This window comes from Xanthomonas sp. 3075 (assembly GCF_014197275.1).
GTDB lineage: Bacteria > Pseudomonadota > Gammaproteobacteria > Xanthomonadales > Xanthomonadaceae > Xanthomonas > Xanthomonas campestris_B.
In genome coordinates, this window is the sequence record NZ_JACIFI010000018.1 from 42427 (window position 1) to 67005 (window position 24579).

Here is a 24579-nt window from a genome sequence, read left to right on the forward strand (position 1 = left end):
GACCATGCCATCGCCCCCCGCACTGCCTGCCGACCTGTCCGCGTTGAGCGCCGATGAAATCGAGCGCCTGTGGAATCTGTTGGAGGACGCCGATGCGGCCGATGCCGACAGCGACAGCATCCCGCAGCGCGACCCGGATCGGCCGATACCGTTGTCGTTCGCCCAGCAGCGCTTGTGGTTGCTCGCACAACTGGATCCAGGCAGCGCGTCGGCCTACCTGATCCCGGCCGGTGTGCGCCTGCGCGGCGCGTTGCAGGTGACGGCATTGCAGCGGACGCTGGAACGGATCGTGGCTCGGCACGCGGCCTTACGCACCCGCATCGTGACGGTGAACGGCGCTGCCGAACAGTTGATCGATCCGGCCGGCAGCGGCTTCGCACTGACCCACGTCGACCTCTCCCGGCACAGTCCAGCGGAGGCCCAGGCCGAGGCGCATCGGCATGCGTTGCAGGAGGCCTCCACCCCGTTCGACCTGGCACACGGTCCGCTGATCCGCGGCCGTCTGCTGCGTCTGGCCGCAGACGATCACGTGCTGCTGTTGACCATGCACCACATCGTCTCCGATGGCTGGTCGATGCAGCTGCTGATCCGCGAACTGGGCACGCTGTACACCGCCCTGGCGCAGGGCGTGGACGATCCGTTACCGGCCTTGTCCCTGCAATACGCCGATATCGTGGCCTGGCAACGGCGCCAGGCCGAGGGTCCCGGGTTGCAGCCGCAGCTCGATTTCTGGCTTGCGCATCTTCGCCAGGCACCGACCTTGCTCAGCCTGCCCAGCGATCGCCCACGTCCAGCGGTGCAGGATCACGCCGGCGATCGCGTGGAGATCGTGCTCGATGCCGATCTGGGCAGCGCACTCGCCGCGCTGAGCAAGCGCCATGGCGTGACGCTGTTCGTGACCCTGCTGGCGAGCTGGGCCATCTTGCTGTCGCGGCAGTCCGGTCAAGACAGCGTGGTGATCGGCAGCCCAGTGGCCAATCGCCATCGCGCCGAGTTCGAGCCGGTGATCGGTTTTTTCGCCAATACCCAGGCGCTGCACGTCGATCTTTCCGGCAATCCCACCGTCGCCGCGTTGCTCGCCCAGGTGCGTGCTCTCGCGGGAGCAGCGCAGGCACACCAGGATCTGCCGTTCGAGCAACTCGTCGAAGCGCTCAATCCGGTCCGCGACCTCTCCCGCCATCCGCTGTTCCAGGTGTTGCTGAGTTGGCAGGAGGGTGCACCGGAGACGTTCGCGCTGCCCGGACTGAGCCTGGAACGTTTCCGCGCCGACCATCACAGCGCGAAGTTCGACCTGGAACTGTCGTTGCGCAATACCGGCGGGCGCATCGCCGGCCAGCTCACTTACGCCACCGCGCTGTTCGAGCGCAGCACCATCGAACGTCACCTGACCCAGTTCGTCACGCTGCTGCGCGGCATGGTCGCCGACGACAGCGCACGCGTCGATCGGCTGCCGCTGCTGAGCGCGCCCGAGCGCCAGCAATGGCTGCAGACGCTGGCGCAGACGCAGCGTGTGTTCGCCGACGATGCCTGTCTGCATACATTGTTCGAACAGCAGGTCGCGCAGACGCCCCACGCCATCGCCGTGGTGCACGACGACCTCGCGCTCAGCTATACCGAGCTCGACGCCCGTGCCAACCAGCTCGCCCATCACCTGATCGCCCAGGGCATCGGGCCGGAAGATCGCGTGGCGTTGTATCTGGAGCGCGGCATCGACCTGGTCGTAGCCATCCTGGCCGTGCTCAAGTCAGGCGCCGCCTATCTGCCGCTGGACCCGGCCTACCCCGCGCAGCGGCTGGCCTTCATGCTCGACGATGCGCAGCCGCGCCTGCTGCTGGCCCATCGGGCGTTGGCAGCCACGCTGCCAACCGATTCCGAGATCGCCACGGTGCTGCTGGACGCTGACCCGGTATGGGCGCAGCAGCCGACACACGCGCCGCAGCGTAGCGACGTGCTGCCGCAACACCCGGCCTACGTCATCTACACCTCCGGCTCCACCGGCACCCCCAAGGGCGTGGTCGTGGCCCATGCCCAGGTCGTGCGCCTGCTGCACGCCACCCGCGCCTGCGTCGCACCCACTGCCGAGGATGTCTGGACCCTGTTCCACTCCTGCGCCTTCGATTTCTCGGTGTGGGAACTCTGGGGCGCGCTGGCCCACGGCGGCCGCCTGGTGGTGGTGCCGCAGCACACCGCACGCGACCCGGTCGCGTTCCATGCCCTGCTCTGCCAGCAGCGCGTGAGCGTGCTCAATCAGACCCCCAGCGCCTTCCAGGCACTGCTCGATGCGCAACGTGAGAGCTCTTTGCAGCACAACCTGCGGATGGTGATCTTCGGCGGCGAAGCGCTGCAACCGGCCACCCTGGCGTCGTGGTTCGCCCAGCACGGTCAGCGCACCGCGCTGATCAACATGTATGGCATCACCGAAACCACGGTGCATGTCACCGCGCATGCGCTCAGTGCGGATGATGCGCAACGCGCCGGGCGCAGCCCGATCGGCGTGCCGCTGGCCGATCTGCGCGCCTATGTGCTGGCAGACGATGGCCAGTGCCTGCCGGTTGGCGTGGCTGGCGAACTGCACGTGGCCGGCGCCGGGCTGGCGCGGGGCTATCTGGGCCGCCCCGGCCTGACCGCCGAACGCTTCGTCCCCGATCCGTTCGCCGAGCGGCCAGGTGAACGCATGTACCGCAGCGGCGACGTGGCGCGTTGGCGTACCGACGGCAGCCTCGAGTATCTCGGCCGTAACGACGAGCAGGTCAAGATCCGTGGCTTCCGCATCGAACTGGGCGAGATCCAGGCCGCCTTGCGCGGCTGCGATGGCGTGCGCCAGGCAGCGGTGATCGCCCGCGAAGACAACACCGGCGACAAGCGCCTGGTCGCCTACCTGGTCGGCGACACCGATATCACGCTCAACGCCGACGCGTTGCGCACCCAGCTCGGCGCGCGTCTGCCCGACTACATGTTGCCGGCCGCTTACGTGCAGCTCGATGCGCTGCCGCTGACCGCCAACGGCAAGCTCGATCGCCGTGCCCTGCCGGCACCGGACGCCGACGCACTCGCAACGCAGGCCTACGTCGCGCCGGAAGGCGAGCTGGAACTGCTGCTGGCCACGCTGTGGAGCGAACTGCTCGGCGTCGAAAAAGTCGGCCGTCACGATAACTTCTTCGCCTTAGGCGGTCACTCGCTGCTGGCAATCAAGCTGATCGAACGCCTGCGCCAACACGGCTGGCAACTGGACGTGCGTGCGCTGTTCACCCACGCGACCCTGGCAGCGGTGGCCGACACGCTGAAGCCCGAGGCGGCTGCCGCGATTCCACCGAACCGGATCGCAGCCGGCTGCACCCACATCACCCCCGCGTTGTTGCCGCTGGTGACGCTCACGCAAGCCGAGATCGATGCCATCGTCCGCAGCGTCGACGGCGGCGCGGCGAACGTCCAGGACCTCTATCCGCTGGCCCCGCTGCAGGAGGGCCTGCTGTTCCATCACCTGGCCGATCCAGATGCCGATCCCTACGTGAACACCACGGTGTTGGCCTTTGAGACCGAACAGCACGCGGCCGCATTCCTGAGCGCCTTCGACCAGGTGGTGGGGCGTCACGACATCCTGCGCACCAGCATCGTCTGGCAGGACCTGCCCGCACCGGTGCAGGTGGTCTGGCGCAGCGCCGCCATCCAGGTCCACCGGCACGCACTGCAGGGCCAGGACGTGCAGGCACAGCTGTTGACCAGGATGGGACCCGAACATGCCCGCCTGGACCTCGCCAAGGCACCGTTGTTGCAAGCCCATCTGGCCGAAGACCAGGCGCAGCAGCGCTGGCTCGTCGGTGTGCTGGCACACCACCTGGTCATGGACCACACCACGCTGGACCTGATCATCGAAGAGATCGGCGCGTACCTGTCGGGCAACCAGCAGCAACTGCCCGCGCCGCTGCCGTTCCGCAATTTCGTCGCCCAGGCGCAGCGCGCCGGGGACACCGCGCACGTGCCTTTCTTCAGTCGCATGCTGGGCGATGTCGATCATCCGACCACGCCGTTCGGTCTGCTTCGCAACGACATGCAGGGCGGCGAACCAGCGCAGCAGCGGGTGCCGGTCGCACACGACACTGCGCACTCGCTGCGTGCGCATGCCCGCCGCCTCGGTGTGAATGCGTCCAGCCTGTTCCACCTGGCCTATGCGCTGTTGCTGGCACGCATCAGCGCACGCACCGACGTGGTGTTCGGCACCGTCCTGTTCGGCCGCCTGAGCGGTAGCGACGGCGCCGACCGTGCCCTGGGCATGTTCCTCAATACGCTGCCGCTGCGCGTGCGGATCGACGCCACCAGCGTGACCGATGCCGTGCGCCGGATGCAGGCAGAGATGGCCGAACTGCTGTGCCACGAAGACGTCGCGCTGACTGCGGTGCGCAAATGCAGCGCCATCCGTGCGCCGCTGCCGCTGTTCTCGGCCCTGCTCAATTACCGGTACGTAGGCCACACGCCGGCCGCAGCACAAGAAGGGACGCAGCACGATGCATGGCAAGGCGTGCGCGTAGTACAGGCGCGCGAACGCACCACCTATCCGTTGTCGCTGTCGGTCAACGACGACGGCGATGGATTCTCGCTCGATCTGCAGATCGACCCATGCCTCTCCGCCGAGCGCGTGGCCGGCTTCATGCTGCACGCGCTGCAGCAACTGGACGCGGCACTGAGTGGCGCAGCGGACACACCGCTGTGCGCCTTGCAGATTCTTCCGCCCGGCGAGCGCGAATGGCTGCTGCACGACGCCAACGCCAACCCCGCCGCAGCGCCTGCGATCGGCGACACGCTGCTCACCCGCCTGCAGGCGCAGATGCGTCAACGTCCCGCGGCACCGGCACTGATCGACGGCGAGCGCGTGGTCAGCTATGCCGAGTTGCAGGCGCAGGCCACTGTGCTGGCCCAACGGCTGCTCGCCTCCGGCGTCACGCCGGGCGCCTGCGTGGCGCTGCTGCTGCCGCGCTCGGCGCTGTTGGTCGTGGCCGAACTGGCGGTGCTGATGTGCGGCGCCGCCTATGTCGCCCTGGACCCGGCGCAGCCGCAAGCGCGCCTGCGCGCACTGCTGCACGACTGCGCCGCCGCCGCGCTGCTGTGCAACGCCGATAGCCCGCTCGATGCAGTGTCCATGCCATGTCTGCAGCTGGACTGGGCAGCCCTCGCGGGAGAAGCCGACACACCGCTCATCAGCGTCACGCCCGGCAGCGTCGCCTATGTCGTCTACACCTCCGGCTCCACCGGCACCCCGAAAGGCGTGGCCGTCTCGCATGCGGCCGTGCTGGCCTTCGCGCTCAGCCAGCAGCATGCGCCGTTGCAGCCGCAGGACCGCGTCGCCTTCCTCGCCAATCCTGCCTTCGATGCCAGCACGTTCGAAGTGTGGGCCACGCTGCTGCACGGCGCGGCCATCGTCATCGTCGATCAGCAGACCCTGCTCGATCCGAGCGCACTGGCGCAGTCCCTGAGCGCCAGCGAGGTCAGCATCCTGCATCTGACCGCCGGGCTGTTGCCCGGCTACTGGCAGGCTATGCGCACATTCCTGCCGACGCTGCGCTGCCTGCTCACTGGCGGCGACAGCGTCGATGCCGGCACCGTCGCCGCGATCCTCGCCCAGGCCGCACCGCAACAGCTGCTGCATTGTTATGGCCCGACCGAGACCACCACCTTCAGCGTGGTCCACCCGGTCGCGACAGTGGCCGCGGACGCGGCGCGGATCCCGCTCGGCCGGCCATTGCCGGGCAGCCGTGCCTATGTGCTCGACCACCACGGTCAGCCGGTTCCGATCGGTGTGGCCGGCGAACTGCATCTGGCCGGCGCGCAGCTGGCGCAGGGCTATCTGCACCGCCCCGACGTGACCTCCGAACGCTTCGTCCCCGATCCGTTCGCCGAACAAGCCGGCGAGCGCATGTACAAGACCGGCGACCTGGCGCGATGGCGCGATGACGGGCTGCTGGAGTTCCTCGGACGCAACGACGATCAAGTCAAGATCCGTGGCTTCCGCATCGAACCAGGCGAGATCGAAGCGGCCTTGCGCGGCCGCGCTGGCGTGCAGGAAGCAGTGGTCATCGCGCACGGCGACGCCGCAGAAAAACGCCTGGTCGCCTATCTCGTCGGCGACGGGTCGGCGTTGGAACCAGCCAAACTGCGTGCCGACCTCGCCGCGCGTCTGCCCGAGCACATGCTGCCGGCCGCGTACGTGCAGCTGGACGCGCTGCCGCTGACGCGCAACGGCAAGCTCGATCGCGCCGCGCTGCCGGCACCCGACGCGCAGGCACTCGACCTGCACACCTATGTCGCCCCGCAGGGCGATCTCGAACACGTGCTGGCCACGCTATGGAGCGAGCTGCTCGGCGTCGAACAGGTCGGCCGCAACGATGATTTCTTCGCACTCGGCGGCCACTCGCTGCTGGCGATCAAACTGATCGAACGCCTGCGCCGGCTCGGTTGGCAGTTGGACGTACGCAGCCTGTTCAGCACACCGACCCTATCGCGCTTGGCGGCAACGTTGGCGGCGGCGTCCGACGTGATCGTCCCGCCCAACCCGATTGGTCCCGACTGCACGCGCATCACCCCCGAGTTGCTGCCGCTGGTCGCGCTGACCCAGCCGGAGATCGATGCGGTCGTGGCCAGCGTCGACGGCGGCGCGGCCAACGTGCAGGACATCTATCCGCTGGCGCCGTTGCAGGAAGGCCTGCTGTTCCACCACCTGGCCGATCCGCTCGCCGACCCCTATCTGCATTCGTCCGTGCTCGGTTTCCCGTCGAAAGCGCAGCTCGACGCCTTCCTCGACGCGCTCGACCAGGTCATCGCCCGCCACGACATCCTGCGCACCGGGTTCGTCTGGCAAGGCGTGTCTGCGCCGCTGCAGGTGGTCTGGCGCAAGGCCACGCTGGCGCGTCGCCTGCATCGCTTCGATGGTCCAGACCCGGCCACCGGGCTGCTGGCCTGGCTGCACGCGCCCGAGGCCGCACCCAGCCTGCAACAGGCACCGCTGATCCGCGCCCATCTGGCCCAGGACCCGAACGCCGGACGCTGGCTGCTCGGCCTGCAACACCATCACCTGGTGATGGACCACACCACCCTGGAACTGGTCATCGAAGAAGTGCAGGCATACCTGGGTGGACGGCAGCACCAGCTGCCGCCGCCGCTACCGTTCCGCGACTTCATCGCGCATGCCCACGCCGGGGTCTCCGAGCAGGAGCACACCGCATTTTTCACCGCGATGCTCGGCGACATCGATGCACCCACCGCGCCTTTCGGCGTGCTCGCACCGGTACGCGATCCGGCCTCGCTGCATTTTCTCCACCAAGCGTTGCCCATGCCGCTGGCCCAAGCGGTGCGCGCCCAGGCGCGCCGTTACGGCGTCAGTGCCGCCAGCCTGTTCCATCTGGCCTATGCCTTGGTGCTGGCGCGTAGCAGTGGCCGCGACGAGGCGGTGTTCGCCACCCTGCTGTTCGGACGCATGCATGCCAGCGCCGGCGTGGACCGCGTGCTAGGCATGTTCCTCAACACCTTGCCGATCCGCCTGGGCACGGCGTGCGGCAGCGTGCTGGACGCGCTGCGCCACACCCAGCTCTGCCTGGCCCAGCTGCTGCACCACGAACATGCACCGCTTGCACTGGCCCAGCGCTGCAGCGGCTTGGATCCGTCCACACCGCTGCTCAACGCCTTGCTCAACTACCGCTATGCCGGCGGCAGCGCTGTGCTGGGTGGGTCCCAAGACGCCAAGCCACTCGGGCCTCTGGAGGAGGTGCAAGAGATCGCCGGTCAGGAGCGCACGCACTACCCATTGATGGTATCGGTCAACGACGAACAGTCCGACGGTGGATTTTCATTGGACCTGCAGTGCGTGCCACAGATCGGTACCGAACGTATCGCCGCGATGCTGCTGCAGACCGTGCAGGTGCTGGTCCAGGCGCTGGAGCACGCACCGCAGACCGCCTTGCACGCGCTGGATCTGCTGCCGGAGAACCAACGCGCGGAACTGCGCAACTTCAACGCCACTGCCGTCGATCTGACCGGTTCCGGCTACCTGCACCGGCAGATCGAACAACAGGCGCAACGCACGCCGCAGGCCACCGCCCTGATCGACGCTGAGATCGAACTGAGCTACGCCGCGCTCGAGGCCCGCGCCAATCAGCTCGCGCATCACCTGGTCGATCTCGGTGTGGCGCCTGAAGACCGTGTGGCCATTTGCCTGCCGCGCAGTATCGATCTGGTCGTGGCGCTGCTCGCCGTCCTCAAGGCCGGCGCCGCCTACCTGCCGCTGGACGTCGACGCACCGCCCGCGCGCCTGGACGGCATGCTCGCCGATGCGCGGCCCAGCGTATTGCTCGCCCATCGCGCCACTGCCGCGCTGCTGGCGCCACGCGATGACCTGCACACCCTGCTGTTGGATGCCCAACCCACGGCGTGGACGTCGGCTCCCGCGCACGCTCCCACGGTTGCGGCGTTGCACCCGCAGCATCCGGCCTACGTCCTCTACACCTCCGGCTCCACCGGCACGCCCAAGGGCGTGGTCAACACCCATGCCGGCATCGACAACCGCCTGCAGTGGATGCAGCAGGCGCTGCAGCTGCACCCCCAACAGCGCGTGTTGCAAAAAACCCCGGTTGGCTTCGATGTCTCGGTATGGGAGTTGTTCTGGCCGCTGCGCGCAGGCGCGTGTCTGGTGCTGGCGCAACCCGGCGGCCACAAGGACCCCGCCTATCTGATCGACCTGATCGAGCAGGCACACATCGACACCGTGCACTTCGTGCCGTCGATGCTGCGGGTGTTCCTGGAAGCCTTGCCCGAAGGCGCATGCCACAACCTGCAACGCATCGTCTGCAGCGGCGAAGCCTTGCCTGCGGATCTTGCCCACGCCGTACGTCAGCGCCTGCCACACGCCCGCCTGTACAACTTGTATGGCCCGACCGAAGCGGCGGTGGATGTCAGCGTCTGGGAATGCACCGACGCCGACCTCAACAGCGTGCCGATCGGCCGGCCGATCGCCAATGCCCGCCTGCACGTGCTCGATCCGCATCGCCAGTTGGCTCCCATCGGCGTGCCCGGCGAACTGCAGATCGCCGGCGTGCAGCTGGCGCGCGGCTATCTGGGCCGCCCGGATCTGACCGCCGAACGCTTCGTCCCGGATCCGTTCGCCGAGCAGCCCGGCCAGCGCATGTACCGTACCGGCGATCTGGCGCGCTGGCGTGCCGACGGCGCGCTGGACTATCTCGGCCGCAACGACGACCAGATCAAGCTGCGCGGCGTACGTATCGAACTGGGCGAAGTCGAAACCGTCCTCCGCGGCTGCGCTGGCGTACGCGAAGCGGTGGTCGTGGTCCGCGACGCGTTGCCAGACGCCACGCGGTTGATCGCCTATCTGGTCGGCGACAGCGACGCCGTGCTCGACGCCGAGGCGTTGCGTGCCCAGCTCAGCGCATGCCTGCCCGAGGTGATGCTGCCGGCCGCCTATGTACATCTCCATGCACTGCCACTGACCGCCAACGGCAAGCTCGATCGCCGCGCACTGCCGCCGGCACCCGATGCCGACGCGCTCGTTGCGCAGGCCTACGTTGCACCGCAAGGCGAGCTGGAAACGCAAGTGGCCGCACTGTGGAGCGAATTGCTCGGCATCGAGCAGATCGGTCGCCACGACAACTTCTTCGCCCTCGGCGGACACTCCCTGCTGGCGATGCGGCTGATCTCGCGTCTGCGCGGCGCGCTGGGCCGGGAACTGCCGCTGGCCACGCTGTTCGCCCAGCCACGCCTGGCCGATCTGGCCCATGCGCTGGAAGGCGCCGCCGCCATCGCCCTGCCCGCCATCGTGCCGGCCGACCGTGGCCAGCCGCTGCCGCTGTCCTTCGCCCAGCAGCGCCTGTGGTTCCTCGCCCAACTGGACGCGCGCGCCAACCTGGCCTGCCATATCCCGGTCGGCCTGCGCCTGCACGGTGCACTCGCGGCCGACGCCCTGCAGCAGGCGCTGGATCGGATCGTGGCCCGGCATGAAACGCTGCGCACGCGGTTCGTCGCCGCCGATGGCGGAGCGGTACAGGAGATCGACCCGCCCGACAGCGGCTTCGCCCTGCGCCGTTTCGATCTGTCGCAGTGCACCGATCCCGAAACCGACATCCAGGCCCACGCGCAAGACGAGGCCAACTGTGTCTTCGACCTGAGCGAAGGCCCGCTGGCGCGCGGACGCTTGTTGCGGCTCGGCGACCACGCGCATGTGCTGTTTCTGACCCTGCACCATCTGGTCGCCGATGGCTGGTCCATCGCCGTGTTGGTGCGCGAGTTCGTCGCGCTGTACGGCGCGATGATCGACGGCTTGCCCGATCCGCTGCCGCCGTTGCCGCTGCAGTACGCCGATGTGGCGGCCTGGCAGCGGCGGGCGCTCGGCGAACAGGCTCTGCAACGCCAGCGCCGCTTCTGGCAGGAGCATCTGCAGGGCGCGCCGGAGCTGCTGGACCTGCCCACCGACCGGCCACGGCCGGCGCTGCAGGACTATCGCGGCGACGCGCTGAGCTTCCAGGTGGACCAGGACACCAGCCTCGCGCTGAAGGCCCTGGCCCAGCGCCACGGCACCACCCTGTTCATGGCCTTGCTGGCCGGTTGGGCGGTGCTGCTGGCGCGGTTGTCGGGTCAGCAAGAGGTCGTCATCGGCTCCCCGGTGGCCAACCGCAGCCGCAGCGAACTCGAACCGCTGATCGGCCTGTTTCTCAACACCCAGGCACTGCGGATCGACCTGTCCGCCGATCCGTCGGTCGCCGAGTTGCTGGCCCAGGTACGCGCCATCGCGCTGGCGGCGCAGGAGCATCAGGATCTGCCCTTCGAACAGGTCATCGAAGCGCTCAACCCCAGCCGCAGCATGGCGCATGCACCGCTCTACCAGGTGGTCCTGGCGATGCAGAACACGCCGGAAGAGGAGCTGACGCTGCCGGGACTGCAGATCGCCTCGATGCCGGTCGGACAGGTCTCCGCCCAGGTCGATCTGTGGTGGTCGATCAACGACAGCGATGCGGGTCTGCGTGGCTCGGTGATCTACGCCAGCACGCTGTTCGATCGCGCCACCGTGCAGCGCTGGACGCGGATGTGGATCGCGTTGTTGCAGGCCATGGCCGCACAGACGGACTGCGCAGTGAGCGCGCTGCCGCTGCTGCCCGCAGACCAACGCACGCAATTGCTGCAGCAGTTCAATCGCAGCAGCGCGCCATGGCCCGAGGCGCCCCTGCTGCAGCCGCTGTTCGACGCGCAATGCCGGCGCAGCCCCGACGCACCGGCCTTGTCCGATGCGCAGTTGCAGCTCACCTACGCCCAGCTCGATGTGCGCGCCAACCGCCTGGCCCATCGCCTGATCGCCGCCGGCGTGCGCCCGGACACCCGCGTGGCGCTGTACCTGCCACGCGGCGCCGAGCGCCTGGTCGCCCTGCTGGCCGTGCTCAAGGCAGGCGGTGCCTATGTGCCGCTCGACCCCGATCACCCCACCGAGCGCCTGGCCTTCATGCTCGCCGATGCGCGCGTGCGCGTGGTGCTGACCGACGCCCAGCTGCAGCAGCAACTGCCCGCCAGCCGCGCCCTGCAGCGCACCACCGTGATGCTGCTCGATGCGCCGCTCCCCGCAGCGGACCCGGCCCACGACCATGCGCCGCTCATCGACGGCCTACACCAGGACCACCTGGCCTACGTCATCTACACCTCCGGCTCCACCGGACAGCCCAAGGGCGTCATGGTCAGCCATCGCGGCCTGGTCAATTTGGCCCAGTCCCAGATCGCCGCCTTCGCTGTGCAGCCGTCCAGCCGCGTCTTGCAACTGGCAAGCATCGGCTTCGACGCCTGTATTTCCGAACTGTTGATGGCCTGGCTGGCGGGTGCCTGCCTGCACGTCCCGCCCGCCGAGGCGCTGGCCGGACAGGCGCTGCTGGAGGTCATCAACGACCAGCGCATCACCCATCTGACCGTGACCCCGACGGTACTGGCCTCGCTGCCCGCGCAGGCCCGCTGCCCCAGCGTGCAGACCCTGGTGCTGGCCGGCGAGGCGGCCGACGCCGACCTGGCCCGCGACTGGCAGGCGCAGACCCGGGTGATCAACGCCTACGGCCCCACCGAGGCCAGCGTCTGCGCCAGCCTGCATCTGGACGGGGTCCAGGACGGCGAGCACCTGCCGATCGGCCGGCCGCTGGATAACGTGCGCCTGTACGTGCTCGATCCGCGCGGCCGCCCCGCGCCGATCGGCGTGAGTGGCGAACTGCATATCGCCGGCCACGGTCTGGCGCGCGGCTATCTCGGCCGTGCGGACCTGACCGCCGAGCGCTTCGTGCCCGACCCGTTCGCCGAGCACCCGGGTGCGCGCCTGTACCGCACCGGCGACCTGGCCCGCTGGCGTGCCGACGGCACGCTGGACTTCCTCGGCCGCAACGACGCGCAGGTCAAGATCCGTGGCGTGCGCATCGAACTGGGCGAGATCCAGGCCGCCCTGCGGACGTGCCACGGCGTGCGCGAGGCGGTGGTACTCGCCAGTGCCGACAGCAATGGCGACAACCGCCTGGTCGCCTATCTGGTCGGCGACGCCGAGGTCACGTTCGACGCCGACGCCGTGCGTACCCAGCTCGGCACCCGCCTGCCCGAGGTCATGCTGCCGACCGCCTATGTGCAGCTCGATGTGCTGCCGCTGACGCCCAACGGCAAGCTCGATCGCCGTGCGCTACCGGCACCCGATGCCGATGCGCTCGCCGCGCAGGCCTACGTCGCACCGGAAGGCGCGCTGGAACGCATGCTGGCCGCCCTGTGGAGCGAGCTGCTTGGCGTCGAACGGGTCGGCAGCCACGCCAACTTCTTCGCCCTGGGCGGGCACTCGCTGCTGGCGATCAAGCTGATCGAACGCCTGCGCCAGCATGGCTGGGAGCTGCAGGTGCGTGCCCTGTTCGGCGCCACCACCCTGGCCGACCTGGCCGCCGCGCTGCGTCCCAGCGGTGCGGTGGAGGTGCCGCCCAACCGTATCCCGCCCGACTGCACCCGCATCACCCCCGAGCTGTTGCCGCTGGTCCAGCTGACCCAGGCCGAGATCGACGCGGCCGTGGCCAGCGTCGAAGGCGGCGCGGCCAACGTGCAGGACATCTACCCGCTGACCGCCTTGCAGGAAGGCTTGTTGTTCCATCATCGGGCCAGCCCGGTGGGCGATGCCTACCTGAGCTTCAGCGTGCTGGCCTTCGACAGCCGCGCGTACCTGGACGCCTTCGTCGCCGCGCTGGACGCAGTCATCGCCCGCCACGACATCCTGCGCACCAGCTTCGCCTGGCAAGGCCTGCCCATGCCGGTGCAGATCGTCTGGCGCCATGCCTCGCTGCCGCGGCACGAACACAGCATCGATGCCCCCGATGTACTGGCAGCGCTGAAACGGCACATGGATCCACGCAGCATCCGCATCAATGTCGGCCAGGCACCGCTGCTCCGTGGTCATCTCGCCGAAGATCCGCAGCAGTCACGCTGGCTGCTGGGCCTGCAGACCCATCACCTGATGATCGATCACACCACCCTGGAATTGTTGATCGAAGAAGTACATGCGCATCTGGACGAACGACAGCAGCAGTTGCCCGAGCCTCTGCCATTCCGCACTCTGGTCGCCCAGGCACGCCTGGGCGTGAGCGACGACGAGCACCGCGCCTTCTTCACCCAGCAGTTGGGTGATCTGGACACCCCCACCGCGCCGTTCGGCTTGTGGGAAGTGCGCGGCAGTGGCGCGGATATCGAACAGATCCGGCAGTCCTTGCCACAACCGCTCTGCACCGCCTTGCGCCTGCAAGCGCGCCGTCTCGACGTCAGCCCCGCCAGCCTGTTCCATCTGGCCTATGCACTGCTGTTGGCCCAAAGCAGCGGCCGGGACGATGTGGTGTTCGGCACGACCCTGTTCGGACGCATGCACGCCGGCAGCGGTGCACACCGGGTGCTGGGCATGTTCATCAACACCCTGCCCATCCGCCTGCGACGCGACGGTCGCGGCGTCGCTCAGTGCGTACGCGACACCCAGCAGCGGCTCGCCCAATTGATCCATCACGAACATGCCCCGCTGGCCCTGGCACAGCGCTGCAGTGGCATCGCCGCGCCCGCACCGCTGTTCATCGCATTGCTCAACTACCGCCATGCCGGCGGCAGCGCGGTGCAGACACCGGCCGAGACGTCGCAGGCCTGGCTCGGTACGCAAATGCTGGAGTCGGAGGATCGCACCAGTTACCCACTGACGCTCTCGGTCGACGACATCGCCGCGAACGCAGGCTTCTCGCTGGAAGCACAGGTGGACCAACGCATCGGCGCAGCGCGCGTCATCGCGTTGATGCTGCAGGCCGTGCAGGGATTGGTGCAGGCATTGGAGCAGGCGCCGGACACGAGCTTGCGCGCCCTGGATCTGCTGCCCGCCGACGAACGCGCCCAGCTGCAGCGCTTCACCGTCACCGAGACCGCTCCGCTGGCGCAGGCCAGGTGCATCCACCACCTGTTCGAAGACCAGGTGCGCCGCACGCCCGATGCCATCGCAGTGCTCGCCGACACCGTCGAACTCAGCTACGCCGCGCTCGAGGCGCGCGCCAACCGGTTGGCCCATCGCCTGCACAAACTGGGCGTTGGACCGGAGAGCCGGGTTGCCCTGTACCTGCCGCGCGGCATCGAGCAGGTCGTGGCGCTGCTGGCCACGCTCAAGGCCGGCGCCGCCTACCTGCCGCTGGACCCGGAGCTGCCCGACGAACGCCTGGCCTTCCTGCTCGCCGACAGCCGCCCGCGCGTGGTGCTGACCTGTGGCGAACTGCGCGAGCGGCTCCACTCCATCGGCAGTGCCATGCAAAGCATCAGCGTGCTGACTTTGGATAAGGACGCACACGCTGAAGATCCCGGCGCACCGAGCGTGCCCGGCCTGTGCCCGGACAACCTGGCCTATGTGATCTACACCTCCGGCTCCACCGGACAACCCAAGGGCACGTTGCTCACCCACGCAGGTGCCACCCATTACCTGCAATGGGCCATCGCCACCTATCGACCGTTCCCCAGCGCGGTGGTGTCTTCTTCGCTCGCCTTCGATGCCACCCTCACCAGCCTGCTGGCGCCGCTGCTATGCGGCGCCAGAGTCGAACTGCTGCCAGAGCACGACACCTTGGACGCCTTGCGCCAGCGCCTGTGCGATCCCACCCCCCTGGGCCTGGTCAAACTCACGCCGGCCCATCTGCAAGCGCTCGGACAGCAACTGGCCGACCATCCAGGACCACTCAGCCCGGCAGTGATGGTGATCGGCGGCGAAGCCCTGCCTGCAGCGACCCTGGAACGCTGGCAAACGCTCGTACCGCACACGCGGATCATCAACGAATACGGCCCCACCGAGACCGTGGTCGGCTGCGTGGTCCACGCCACCACCGCCGACGATGCCCTGGCCCCGAGTGGCCGGGTGCCGATTGGCCGACCGATAGATCATCTACGGCTCTATGTCCTGGATGCGCACGGTCAACTGGCCCCGATTGGTGTCAGCGGCCACCTGCATATCGCCGGCCCGCAGCTCGCCCGCGGCTACCTCGGCCGCCCCGACCTGACCGCCGAACGCTTCGTCCCCGATCCGTTCGCAGAACAGCCCGGCCAGCGCATGTACCGCAGCGGCGATGTGGCCTGCTGGCGTACCGACGGCACGCTGGACTTCCTCGGCCGCAACGACGATCAGGTCAAGCTGCGCGGCTTCCGCATCGAGCTGGGCGAAATCGCCGCCGCCCTGCGCGCCTGCCCCGGCGTGCACGACGCCGCCGTGCTGCTGCGCGAAGACACCCCCGGCCAGCCGCGCCTGGTCGCCTATCTGCTCACCAAACGGCCCGACCAGGCCGACCCGCTGGCGCTGCGCGACACCTTGGCCATACGCCTGCCCGAGGTGATGCTGCCGACCGCCTATGTGCGACTCGACGCGCTGCCGCTGACCGCCAACGGCAAGCTCGATCGCCGCGCCCTGCCGGCGCCGGGCGCGGACGCGCGCGCCGCGCAGGCCTATGCGGCCCCCGAAGGCGAGCGGGAAACCCTGCTGGCCGCGCTGTGGAGCGAGCTGCTGGAGATCGACCGGGTCGGCCGCCAGGACAGCTTTTTCGCTCTCGGCGGGGACTCGCTGCTGGCGATCCTGTTGATCGAACGCCTGCAGCAGTCGGGCTGGCAGTTGGACGTCGGCGACCTGTTCAAGACACCGGTGCTGGCCACGCTGGCCGATGCGCTGCGTCCGGCGGCGGTCGTGCCGGTGCCGGCCAACCGCATCACGCGCGATTGCGCGCGGATCGTGCCCGACGATCTGCCGCTGGTGGTCCTGACCCAGACCGAGATCGATGCGGTGGTGACGACCGTTGCAGGCGGCGCCGCCAACGTGCAGGACATCTATCCACTCGCCGCGCTGCAGGAAGGCCTGCTGTTCCACCATCTGCAACACACCGACAGCGACCCTTACGTCATGCCCGGCCTGCATGCGTTCGCCACGCGTGCCGAGCTGGATCGGTTCCTGGCCGCACTGAACAGCGTGATCGCCCGCCACGACATCCTGCGCACCGCCTTCGTCTGGCATGGGGTCCGCGAAGCGGTGCAGGTGGTCTGGCGACACGCTCCGCTGCGGCTGCATTCCCATGTCCTCGACGGCAGCGACGCGTTGGCGCAACTGCAGCGCTGCCTCACATCGCCGCAGGCGCGGATCGACCCGCAGCAGGCACCACTGCTGCATGCACATCTGCTCCACGACACCATTCACCAGCGCTGGCTGCTCGGCCTCCTTTACCACCACCTGGTGATGGACCACACCTCGATGGATCTGGCCATCGAGGAAGTCGGCGCGTTCCTGGCCGGCCAGGAGCAGTCCCTGCCGGCACCGCTGCCGTTCCGCGAGTTCGTCGCCCGTGCGCGGCTGGGCGGTTCGGCACAGGCGCAGGAAGCGTTCTTCGGCGAACTGCTGGGCGACGTCGCGCAGACCACGGCGCCGTACGGCATGCTCGATGTGCACGGCGACGGCAGCAATGTGCGCGAAGCGCGCCTGCCGGTCCCCGACGCGCTGACCCAGGCGCTGCGCGCGCAGGCGCGGGTGCTGGACGTAGGCATGGCCAGCCTGTTCCATCTGGCCTATGCGCTGGTGGTGGCCACGACCAGCGGACGCGACGACGTGGTGTTCGGTACCACGCTGTTCGGCCGCATGCAGGGCGGCAGCGGCATCCACCGCGTGCTGGGCATGTTCCTCAATACCTTGCCGCTGCGCCTGCGCATCGACGCCACCAGCGTGGCCGATGCCGCAGGCACGGTGCAGGCCCTGTTGGCGATGCTCATGCAGCACGAACACGCGCCGTTGAGCCTGGCCCAGCGCTGCAGCGGCGTCGCCGCACCGGCACCGTTGTTCACCGCCCTGCTCAACTACCGCCACGTCGGCGGCAGCCAGGTGCTGGACCAGGTGCCGGATTGGGGTGGCATGCAATCGCTTGGCGCCAGCGAACGCACCAACTATCCGCTGTCGTTGTCGGTGAACGATGACGACCGCGGTTTCTGGCTGGATGTCCAGACCGGCCCAGCGGTCGCACCGGAGTCGGTCGGGCATCTCATGCTCGAAGCCTTGCAGCAACTCGCGCGAGCGCTGGCCGATGCGCCAGGCACCGCATTGCACGACCTCGACATCCTGCCGGAGAGCATGCGCACCGGCATCGTCGCCGGATTCAACCCGGCGCCCACCGACGCACCCGACGCTGGCGTATCGCACTTGTTCGCCATGCAGGCGGCGCGCACTCCGCAGGCACCGGCGCTGATCGATGCCGACGGCACCACCCTCAGCTATGAAGAACTCGCGCAACGCGCCGAGCATCTGGCCTGCCGCCTGCGTGCGTTGGGCATCGGGCCGGAAGCGCGGGTGGCGGTGTGCATGCCGCGCGGCATCGATCTGGTGGCAACGCTGCTGGGCGTGTTGCAGGCCGGCGCGGCCTACGTGCCGCTGGACCCCGAGTATCCCGAGCAACGCCGTGCCGACATCCTGCGCGACTGCCAGCCGCAGTTGCTGCTGACAACCTCCGCGTGCGCACACACGCTGCCCCCGCAGGCCGACGTCCCGCTGCTGTGCTACGACGACGGCAACGACGCGGCCATCGCCGCGCCGACCGCCCTGCCCGCTCCCCGCGCCGAGCAATTGGCCTATCTGATCTATACCTCCGGCTCCAGCGGACGTCCCAAGGGCGTGATGATCGAGCACGGTGCCTTGGCCGCCTACTGTGTCGCCGCCGCCGAACTGTTCGGCCTGAGCGGCGAGGACTGCGTGCTGCAGCAGAATTCGATCAACTTCGATCTGTCGCTGGAAGAACTGCTGCCGGCGCTGATCGCCGGCGCCTGCCTGCGGCTGGCGCCGCTGCCGCTGGACGCGGCTGCCACCCCAACGCCCGCCAGCGTGCTGCATCTGACCAGCGCGCATTGGCATGCGCTGGTGAGCGCATGGACGCAGGCGCCCGAGCAGGCCCGCCAGCAGCTCCAGCAGGTGCGCCTGATCAACATCACCGGCGACGTGCTGTCGCCATTCCACCTGCAGCAGTGGTACGACCTGGGCCTACAGGCGATCGTCCTGGTCAACACCTATGGCCCCACCGAGACCGCGATCTCCTGCACCGCCGCCCGCCTGTGCGCCGCCGATGCCAGCACCGCCCGCATCGGCATCGGCACGCCGCTGCGCCACGCGCGCCTGTATGTGCTCGATGCGCGCCGCCGTCCGCTGCCGATCGGCGTGGCCGGCGAGCTGTATGTCGCAGGCGCCCAGGTCGGTCGCGGCTACCACGCGCAGCCGGCACTGAGCGCGGAACGGTTCCTGCCCGACCCGTTCGCGCTTGGCCCTGGCCAGCGCATGTATCGCACCGGCGACCTGGCGCGCTGGAACGCGGACGGCAGCCTGGAGTTTCTCGGCCGCAACGACCAGCAACTCAAGCTGCGCGGGTTCCGGGTCGAACTGGGCGAAATCGAAAACGTGCTGCTGGACTATCCGGGCGTGCGCGAGGCGGTGGTCTGCGCGCGCCAGGACGCCACCGCGGCGACGCGCCTGGTGGCCTACGTGGTTGCCGACGCACTCGATCCGGACAGCCTGCATGCGCACCTCGCACAGCGCCTGCCCGACTACATGCTGCCCAATGCCTATGTCCGCCTGGACGCACTGCCGCTGACGCCAAACCGCAAGCTGGATCGCCACGCGCTGCCGGCGGCGGACACCGGCATGCAGATCCAGGCCCAAGGCCATGTGCCGCCGCGCGGACCCTTCGAGCAGGCGCTGGCCACGCTGTGGGCCGAACTGCTCGGCTGCGACCGCGTCGGCCGCGAGGACAGCTTCTTCGCGCTCGGCGGGCATTCCCTGCTCGCGGTACGCCTGGCCTCGCGGCTGCGCAGCCATTTCGGCGTCGATGTCGGCCTGGCCGACATCTTCGCCCATCCGCGTCTGGCCGACTTCGCCGGCTGCGTCGCGGCCGCCGCAGCGGACACCCTGCCGCCGATCCTGCCGGTCGCACGGGACACGCTGCTGCCGTTGTCCTTCGCCCAGCAGCGGCTGTGGTTCCTGTCGCAGCTGGACCCCGAAACCGACCTCGCCTATCTGGTCTGTACCGGCATGCGCATGGACGGTGCGCTGGACCTGCCGGCGCTGCGCAAGGCCCTGGACCGGATCGTCGCGCGCCACGAAACGCTGCGCACACGCATCGTCGCCAGCGCTGGCGAGCCGCGGCAAGAGGTGCTGCCGGCCGACACCGGATTTGTCTTGCGCCAGAGCGACCTGTCCGCGCTGGATGACTCAGCCTCGCGGGTGCAGCAACTGTGCGCAGACGAACGCCAGACCGCCTTCGATCCGGCGGCCCCGCTGGTGCGCGGCCATCTGCTGCGTCTGGCGCCGCAGCAGCACGTGCTGTTGATCACCCTGCATCACCTGGTCTGCGATGGCTGGTCGATGGGCGTGCTGATCGGCGAACTGGGTGCGCTGTACACGGCCTATGCCCAGCACGAGTGCGATCCGCTGCCGCCCTTGCCGCTGCAGTACGCCGATGTCGCGGTGTGGCAGCGCCGCTGGCTGGAGGGCGAGGTTCTGCAGCGTCAGCTCGATTACTGGCGCGAGCGCCTGCGCGACGCACCGCGGCTACTGGCACTGCCAACCGACCACACGCGTCCGGCACGGCAGGACTTCCACGGCGACAGCATCGCCTTCTCGCTTCCCGCCACGGTGAGTTCGGGCCTGCATGCCCTGAGCGTGCGCCATCGGGTCACGCCGTTCATGACCCTGCTCGCCGCCTGGGCGCTGCTGCTGCACCGCTACAGCGGCCAGGAGGAAGTCGTGATCGGCACCCCGCTTGCCGGCCGCGATCGCAGCGAACTCGAACCCTTGATCGGTTTCTTCGTCAATACCGTTGCGCTGCGTATCGACCTGTCCGGGCGTCCCAGCGTCGCGCAATTGCTGGAACGCGTCCGCAACGCGGTGCTCGGCGCGCAGGCGCACCAGGAGCTACCGTTCGACCGCGTCATCGAAGCGGTCCAGCCCACCCGCACGCTCGCGCACGCCCCGTTGTGCCAGGCGCTATTTTCGTCCGACACCACGCCGTCGGGCGCACTGGACATGCCCGGCCTGCAGTTGCAGCCGCTGCAAGGCGGCAACCCGGTCGCGCTGGCCGATCTGGCCCTGGAAATGCGCGTCGGCCGCGACGGCATCGTCGGTTCGCTGGTCTATGCAACGGCGTTGTTCGAACGCGCCACACTGCAGCGGCATCTGGCCTATTACCAGGCGCTGCTAAGCGCCCTCGCCGATGCCGGCGAGGCCCAGGTGGCCGACGACCTGCCGCTGCATACCCACGCGCCGCAGCGGCTGGCGCACGATAGCCACTGCGAAGCGGTGCAGCCGCTGCCGGCCAGCGTGCATGCCGCCTTTGCGCAACAGGCGCAACGCACGCCCGCTGCGCCGGCCGTCTGCGACGGGACGCTGCAGCTGGACTACGCCGATCTGGATGCGCGCTCGGACGCCTTGGCGCAGCAGCTACGTGCTGCCGGCATCGGCGCCGGCGCCACGGTGGCGACGGTACTGCCGCGCAGTGCGGCCCTGGTGATCGCGCAGTTGGCCATCCTCAAGCTGGGCGCCGCCTACCTGCCGCTGGACCCGCAACAGCCCGCCCTGCGCCTGGCGCAATTGCTGGAGGATTGCCGCGCCACCGCGCTGCTGCATCCACCACAGGCACGTCCGGCCTGGGCCGGCGCACTGCACTGCCTGGCGGTCGACGTGGATGCGCCGACCGCCACAGCGGAGCGGTTCTCTGCTGCGGCGGTGCCGGGCAACGCGCCTGCCTACGTCATGTACACCTCCGGCTCCAGCGGTGTGCCCAAGGGCGTGGTCATCACCCATCGCGGCATTCTCAATCTGGTTGCCGCGCCGGACTACGCCGACTGGAAAGCGCAGGACCGCTTCGCCTTCGCCTCCAACCCGGCATTCGACTCCACCACCCTGGAAGTCTGGGCGCCGCTGCTGTGCGGTGCCTGCGTGGTGGTGGTGCCGCAGGCGGTGGTGCTCGATCCCAACGCATTGGCGGGCTTCGTCCGCACACAAGCGATCAGCGTCCTGATCCTGGTGGCCGGTGTGTTGCGGGCGTACGCACCGCAACTGGCAACCTCCCTGCCCAGATTGCGTTATCTGATCACCGGCGGCGATGTTGCCGATCCACATGCGCTGTCCCTGCTACTGGGTTCTGCCGAGGCGCCGGAGCAAGTGCTGCAGACCTACGGACCGACCGAGACCACCCAGTTCGCCACCACCCTCGCCCTGCGCCAGCCACCGCCGCCGGATCGGCGTGTTCCGATCGGGCAGCCGATCCGCCACATGCAGGTGCGTCTGCTCGACGCCCGCGGCAAGCCGGTGCCCATCGGCATTCCCGGCGAGCTGCATCTGGCCGGTGCCGGCCTGGCCCAGGGCTACGTCGGGCGCCCCGGCGCGACCGCCGAACGGTTCGTGCCGGATCCGCATGCCACCGCACCCGGCGAGCGCATGTACCGTACCGGCGACCTGGCCCGCTGGCGGGAAGACGGCAGCCTGGACTTCCTCGGGCGCGCCGACGCGCAACTGAAGCTGCGTGGCTTCCGCATCGAACCGGGCGAGATCGAGGCCGTGCTCGGCAGCCACCCGCAGGTGGCGCAGGCGGTGGTGCATGTCCAACTCGACCTTGCCAATCAACCGCGCCTGCTGGCGTACATCGTCGCCGACGCCGCAGCCGAAGAAACCGCGCTGTGCCAGCGCCTGCGCCCCTGGCTGATCGACCGATTGCCCGACTATATGCAACCGGCCGCCTACATCCCGCTGCCACGGCTACCGCTCACGGTCAACGGCAAGCTCGACCGCAACGCATTGCCGAGCGACACCGGCCAGGCGCGCAGCGGCGAAGCGGCGCAAGGCGCGAGCGAGCAGGCCCTGGCGCGTCTATGGTGCGAGCTGCTCGGCCTGGAGACGATAGGCCGCCATGACGACTTCTTCGAGGTCGGCGGTCATTCACTGCTGGCGGTGCAACTGATCGCACGCATCGAGTCGCAGCTGCAGCGACGCATCGCCGTTTCGCAACTGTTCGCCCATTCCAGCGTGGCCGCGCTCGCGGTCCTGCTGGACGCTAGCGAGATGCACAGCGACGACATGATCACGACCGGCGACCGCGAGGACTACTCCACATGAGTCGGTTCGATCCGCATACACCCGTGTCCGCCGTCGAGCGCAGCCCAGCTCGACGGCAACGCTGCCCCGCGCGCTTTCTATCAACGCTGCGCAGGATGCACCTGGCATGCCGCGACGGGAAACCCGTGCAATGCCGGTCCGAACAATGCGCACTTGCGGAATATGGCGGCCACGCAACGGTCGCTGCTCGCGACCAGAGTGCGCATCGGGCGATCTCGCCCGCTATATCGCGCATGCTGGCCCGAGCAGCTTTAGAGCGGCTAACAAAACGACTTCGCGTCAGCCTACTGCAGGCCGGCTGATCTGCGGCCTGGCTGCAGGGCCCTGCCCGCCCAGCGTCGCGGGACACGCTGCAAGTACGTCCATGTAGCTCTTACGCGACGCTGGACGGGCAAGGACCAGTCGAGATGGTCGGCATGCATGGGTTTAAACACAGCAACCAGCGGAGTCTCTGGTGCGGTGTCCTCGCCGCTTGCGGGACCGTGTGGCGGCATGGATGCCGCCCCCGAGCCTCCAGGGATGGATTCACGGCGTGTCCCGCGAGCAGCGAGGGCACTGCGCATTCGACCCACTCAGTGTTTGATCTGGACTTCTGACTGCATCCACCAAGATACGGCCGACAAAACCACTGCACTCACTGACAGGCGCTCGTTAGGTTTTGTTAGCTGCTCTTCTTCGCTATCGACCGTGATGCGTGCGCCGATCAATAATCGCCACGGCGATACCGCAGCGGCGACGCACCCATTTGCTGCTTGAATAGACGACTGAAATGCGGGCAACTGCTGAAACCGAAAGAATAGGCGATCCCGGTAATACTCAAGTTACTGGAACCGCGCAGCTCCTGCGCACATTGCTCTATTCGTCGCCGCCACAGATAACCGTTCAGACTCTCGCCGTTACCTCCCTTGAATGCGCGATAAACCGTGCGCTTACTCCATCCGAGCGCGCGCGAGATGGTGTCCGGGGACAACTTCGGGTCGCGCAGATTGCGTTCGACGAACTGCAACACCATCTCGCGCGAGGGCCGGTTGGGTTCCACCTGAGGCTTCGCCACCGCGGCTTCCTTGAACGCCAGCTCCAGCAGTTTAATCATCGCCTGCGCAAAAAATTGCCCGCTCTCCGGATTGCACAGATCTGGCTCATTGAACAAGCGTTCGACGAAACTGCATGCCAGGCGCTGCATCGGTGCCGGCCTGCAACGCCGATGCGAGACGACGCCATCCATCATCCTGATCGCATGCCGCGGCTTCTCGAACCAGATGAAATGTTGTTCGACATTGGATTCACTGACGATGCTCAACGCCCGCTGGATCGACAGCACCGCCATCTCGCCGGCCCGCAACTCCAATGGCACGCCATCGTGCACGAACGTGCTCATACCCTTGAATTGCAGCGCAATCAGCACGTGGGAATGACGCTCGGCGTCGCCGCCGAGCGTCAACTCGAGCTGATGCCCGCTGGCCGACACCTTGGAAACATGTAGATCGCCCAGGCGTAATTGGGTAACAGCCCCCTGGAACGCCGGTTGAGAAGGAATGAAGGAAAACGTGTGTCGACCGGGCGTGTCGTCAACGACCGCACCGACCGAGCGTGACATCCACTCAAGCCAGCGAAGCACGCGCTCGCCTGGGTGAACTTGCGAGGTAGAAAACGAATTAAGTATCTCCAACGATGACGCAGGCCGCACATCCGGTGCGCAACGTGAAAGTTCCATTTGTGCTCGGCATGACTTATTCATCCCATCCGGCCCCTCAGGAATCAAGTTGTGGGCACGGGATGCTAGGCAGGCATTGCGTACTTTTCGTGACAACATCAAAAAAAAAACCGTAGATATGGAACCATACATCATTGAATTTTATTTAACTTAAAATCTTAAACCGGGCTCATAAAAGTATTTATGCAAT

2 protein-coding genes are annotated in these 24579 nt (G+C 68.1%); one reads left to right on the top strand and one right to left on the bottom strand.

The window, feature by feature from the left end; all coding sequences use genetic code 11:
• Positions 1-4 precede the first annotated feature (4 nt).
• Positions 5-22675, top strand: coding sequence for a non-ribosomal peptide synthase/polyketide synthase (locus tag GGR62_RS16050; protein ID WP_184408853.1), 22671 nt, complete (start codon positions 5-7; stop codon positions 22673-22675).
• Positions 22676-23378: 703 nt separating this feature from the next.
• On the opposite strand, the gene GGR62_RS16055 is transcribed toward GGR62_RS16050, so the two are convergent.
• A complete protein-coding gene (locus tag GGR62_RS16055) occupies positions 23379-24389 on the bottom strand; it encodes a helix-turn-helix domain-containing protein (protein WP_260306181.1) in 1011 nt (336 codons plus the stop codon).
• Positions 24390-24579: the final 190 nt, after the last annotated feature.